Here is a 4446-nt window from a genome sequence, read left to right as displayed (position 1 = left end):
TTCATTCTCCGCCACATCCTCCGGTGTCCCCACCGCAATCACTTCTCCGCCTTTATCCCCACCTTCCGGACCCAAATCAATGACCCAATCACTACAACGAATCACATCTAAATTATGCTCAATCACCAACACCGAATTCCCTTTATCCACCAATCGCTGCAACACATTTAATAAATGATGCACATCATAAAACGATAACCCCGTTGTCGGTTCATCAATTAAATACAACGTCTTTCCTGTCGCCCGTCGCGATAACTCCGTCGCCAATTTTACTCGTTGCGCTTCTCCCCCGGATAAAGTAGGTGCAGGTTGTCCTAAATGTACATATCCTAACCCCACATCCACGAGAGTTTGTAAGCGATTCACCGCACGAGGGATATTCTTAAATACTTCCAGCGCCTCCTCCACTGTCATATTTAAAACATCAGCAATTGAATATCCCTTATATTTAACCTGCAACGTTTCTCGGTTATATCTGGCGCCTTTACATACCTCACATTGCACATAAACATCGGGGAGGAAATTCATTTCAATTACATTAACCCCCTGTCCGCCACAGGCTTCGCAGCGTCCCCCTTTAACGTTAAATGAAAACCGTCCAGCTTTATACCCTCTGGCTTTGGCTTCAATAGTTTCCGCAAAGAGTCCGCGAATCACATCAAATACCCCGGTATAAGTGGCGGGATTAGAACGGGGGGTTCTACCAATTGGGGATTGATCAATGACAATCGCTTTATCTATTGCATTCAATCCCTTGACCTTATCCAACTCTTTTGGAAACGGTATCTTTTGACTCAGGTGATGTTGCAACGCCGGATAAAGAAGTTCATTCACTAAGGTGGATTTCCCGGAACCGGAAACCCCAGTAATGCAAACCAACTTACCTAAAGGAATCTCCACATCGATATGTTTAAGATTATTTCGATGAGCATTTTTAAGAACCAGCGATCGCGCGTTACCTTCCCGCCGTTTTCCTGGTGTTTCAATAACCTGTCGTCCAGATAAATATGCTCCCGTTAACGAGGTTTCACTATTGAGTAATTCTGTGAAATTCCCCTGAACCACAATGTCGCCACCATGAATTCCCGCCTGAGGACCAATATCAATAATCCAATCAGCGGTGCGAATGGTTTCTTCATCATGTTCAACGACAATTAAGGTATTCCCTAAATCCCGTAATTTCTGCAATGTGGCTAATAACCGCCCATTATCTCGTTGATGTAACCCAATACTCGGTTCATCTAATACATAAAGAACCCCCGTTAATCCTGCGCCAATCTGAGTCGCTAGACGAATTCTTTGAGCTTCTCCTCCAGAAAGGGTCATCGCCGCCCGATCTAGGGTAAGATAATCTAAGCCGACATCTAAGAGAAATTGCAATCGAGCTTTAATTTCTTTAAGGGCGAGTTCGCCTATTTTTGCCTGACGGGATGAGAGTTGGAATTGGTCAATCCGTTGGCGAATTTCGCTAATAGAAACCTCAATTAAATCAGTAATCCGATACTGTCCCAGCCTTACCGCTAGGGCTTCTGGCTTTAACCGTTTTCCTTTACAGACTTCACAAGGTTGATCGACTAAATATTGCTCTAGTTTCTGCTTATAAGTATCCGAACTGGTTTCATCATATTGCTTTTGCAGGATCGGAAGTACCCCCCGATAACGGCGGTAGTCGTTATACTCTTCAATCCAAATTGGATTATCCGCCCCGTAGAGAATCACCTGTTTCTGTTCGGAATTCAGTTTCTGCCAGGGTGTTCCCAGTTCAAAGCCATAAGCTTGTCCAATATTGTAGAGTAGGGATAAGTAATAGGAATTATCTCGCTCTGACCAAGGCGCGATCGCACAGTATATCGGTTGGCTGGGTTCGGGGACAACGAGTTCTGGAGAAAAGGTGCGTAAATTGCCTAATCCGTGACAGTGAGGACAAGCGCCATAGGGGGAGTTAAAGGAAAACAGTCTAGGGGATAACTCCTCCATGACAGCGCCATGTTCGGGACAAGCAAAGTTTTCTGAAAAGACGATTTCTTGGGGGATTTGTTGTTCGGAAGACCTTGCATTTTTTTCGTCAGTACGTATATAATTTGAGTCTGGTCGGACTCCGGCTGACTCTGCCGATGTATCATTTAATACCTGGATCACCGCAATTCCACTGCTAAGCTTTAGACAAGTGGCTAGGGAGTCGGTTAAACGTTCCTGTAGTCCGGGCTTTTTAATTAGGCGGTCAATCACCACTTCAATGGTGTGGGTATAATTTTTATCCAAGTCAATCTGATCAGAAAGATTTTGGATCACGCCATCAACGCGGACGCGCACAAATCCTTCGGCGGCTAAACTGGAAAGTAGCTTCTTATGGGTGCCTTTTTTGCCTCGAACGACAGGGGCGAGGATATGGAACTTGGTGCGATCGGGGAGTTCCATGACGCGATCGCACATTTGGTCAATGGTTTGGGGGGCGATGTTGCGATCGCAGATCGGACAGTGGGGTTCTCCAGCGCGACCAAATAACAGGCGCAGGTAATCGTAAATCTCGGTAACCGTACCCACGGTAGAACGAGGATTATTGGATGTGGATTTTTGGTCAATGGAGATTGCAGGGCTTAAGCCTTCAATGGCGTCTACATCCGGTTTATCCAATTGTCCCAGGAATTGACGCGCATAGGCGCTGAGGGATTCCACATAGCGGCGTTGTCCTTCAGCGAAGATGGTATCGAAGGCGAGAGAGGATTTACCGGAACCGGAGACACCTGTGAAAACGATTAAGCGATCGCGCGGGAGATCGAGGTTAATGTTTTTCAGGTTATGTTGTCTGGCTCCCCGGATGCGGATGGTGTTTTGGCTGGGGGGTTGGTTTCCATTGAGAGATGGGGTAGGGTTGGAGGCGATCGGGGTTGGATCAGACATGAGGGCAATGGCGGGTAATAGTCCTTGATGATCTTAGCGTTGCCTCTGTCATTGGTTGTTTGGGTGGCGTTGTTCTTGCTGTTGACGGTATGTGGTGCCTCTGTAGGGGTGGGTTTCACGACTATCTTTTCGGTTGCACAAGGGATGTGACTAAACCCGCCCTGACTTTCGTAGGTTTCTAGATTTCGGATGCTCCCGTCGGGTTGTTGTTGGGGTTTTGTTCCTGGGAAGCGATGTGTTTTTTTAACGCAGAGGGGCGCAGAGGTTTACGCAGAGGGACGCAGAGGTTTTTGAGGCGATAGTAGATAAGATAATAATTTATAGTTGCGGTCAGGAAGTTTCATCATCTCATCAACCGCCTTGGGTTCAAACCCAAGGAACCAAAAGCGAAAGTCGTCTAAAGACGACTGCATTTTTAGTGTTAGTCCATTTTAATAAACAGTTTATCTTAGCCCAGAGTTTGAACCTTCAACTTAAATACGTATTGATTAGATACTCCTTTGTAATAGACTGAGATAATCAAGACTACTCAATTTAACTGAGTTATGAGTTATAGAAACATCATCACCATCGAACCGGGTAAGCGTGGCGGGAAGCCTTGTATTAGACGAATGCGGATTACCGTGTATGATGTGTTGGGCTGGTTAGCGTCGGGAATGTCTCATGCAGAAATCTTAGATGATTTCCCGGAGTTGACAGAGGAAGATATCCGAGCGTGTTTGGCATTTGCGGCTGATCGGGAACGTCGTCTTATTGCTGTGGTAGGTGAGACTTGAAGCTATTGTTTGACCAAAACCTAAGCCGTAAACTGGTGAGTAGGCTTGCAGATATTTTCCCAGATTCTAGTCATGTTCAATTTGAGGGTATGACTGAAGCTGATGATAGTGATATTTGGGAATTTGCCAAGGTTCAAGAGTTTTGTATTGCAGCCCAAAGCATTTCTGGGCAAGCCCACTGCTTATGTAAGGTTGCAGCGTATATCCACTCAACAAAGCTTGTTGCACTTAAACACTGCTCCAAGTCAATTTCATACATATTCATTTGATATTTACCGCCAGAGGAATGTAAATCAATTTTAATTGTTAGATTAGACTCCTTAAACCAAATACGCCACCATCTTTCATGAGCGTCAGGTTGCCAATGATAGGAGGGCTTAGAGCGTTTCGCCAGTTGTTCTCTGTCTGTAACTTCAACCAGTTCATTAAAAGTATACACACCCGATGCACTGCCCTCTATGTCTTCAAGATTAGCAGAACTAACAAACTCGACTTTCTTAACCCACCGTTCAATCGGACTATTAGCTAATTGGTCAGCAACTGAACTCATACCTCGCTAGTCTACCTAAAAAATTTTACTTGTTTATATTTTAATTAGCGATTATCGGGGCAGTCAAGATTGATATTTTTTAGATTGTATAACACTCCGGATAAGGATTGTGTTTGGGCTGGTGGATGATATATGGCTTATATAACTAAAAAATATCTTCATTACTCAATCCCAGTCTACGCCGCATTTCTGTGCCAGAAATTCCTCCCTCAGCGCGAC

Annotated in this window: 3 protein-coding genes and 1 pseudogene; 2 read left to right on the top strand and 2 right to left on the bottom strand. The window is 45.0% G+C overall.

Annotation, left to right across the window (positions count from 1 at the left end):
- The coding region (uvrA, locus tag ACLFWI_RS27470) for an excinuclease ABC subunit UvrA (protein ID WP_446415571.1) at positions 1-2901 on the bottom strand (2901 nt) is incomplete at its 3' end.
- Between the two features lie 545 nt (positions 2902-3446).
- Here uvrA and ACLFWI_RS27465 point away from each other — a divergent pair.
- Positions 3447-3677 carry a DUF433 domain-containing protein gene (locus tag ACLFWI_RS27465; RefSeq protein ID WP_446415570.1) on the top strand — a complete coding sequence of 77 codons (231 nt, stop codon included), beginning with the start codon at positions 3447-3449 and terminating at the stop codon, positions 3675-3677.
- A gap of 35 nt (positions 3678-3712) precedes the next feature.
- Positions 3713-3769 (top strand): annotated as a pseudogene (locus tag ACLFWI_RS27460) (hypothetical protein); the annotation flags it as partial.
- 41 nt (positions 3770-3810) lie between these two features.
- Here the strand turns inward: ACLFWI_RS27460 and ACLFWI_RS27455 are convergent.
- Positions 3811-4227, bottom strand: coding sequence for a hypothetical protein (locus ACLFWI_RS27455; RefSeq protein WP_446415572.1), 417 nt, complete (start codon positions 4225-4227; stop codon positions 3811-3813).
- Positions 4228-4446 lie beyond the last annotated feature (219 nt).

It is taken from the genome of Coleofasciculus sp. (genome assembly GCF_046539235.1).
Lineage (GTDB): Bacteria > Cyanobacteriota > Cyanobacteriia > Cyanobacteriales > Coleofasciculaceae > Coleofasciculus.
This window is presented reverse-complemented; position numbering and strand designations above follow the sequence as displayed.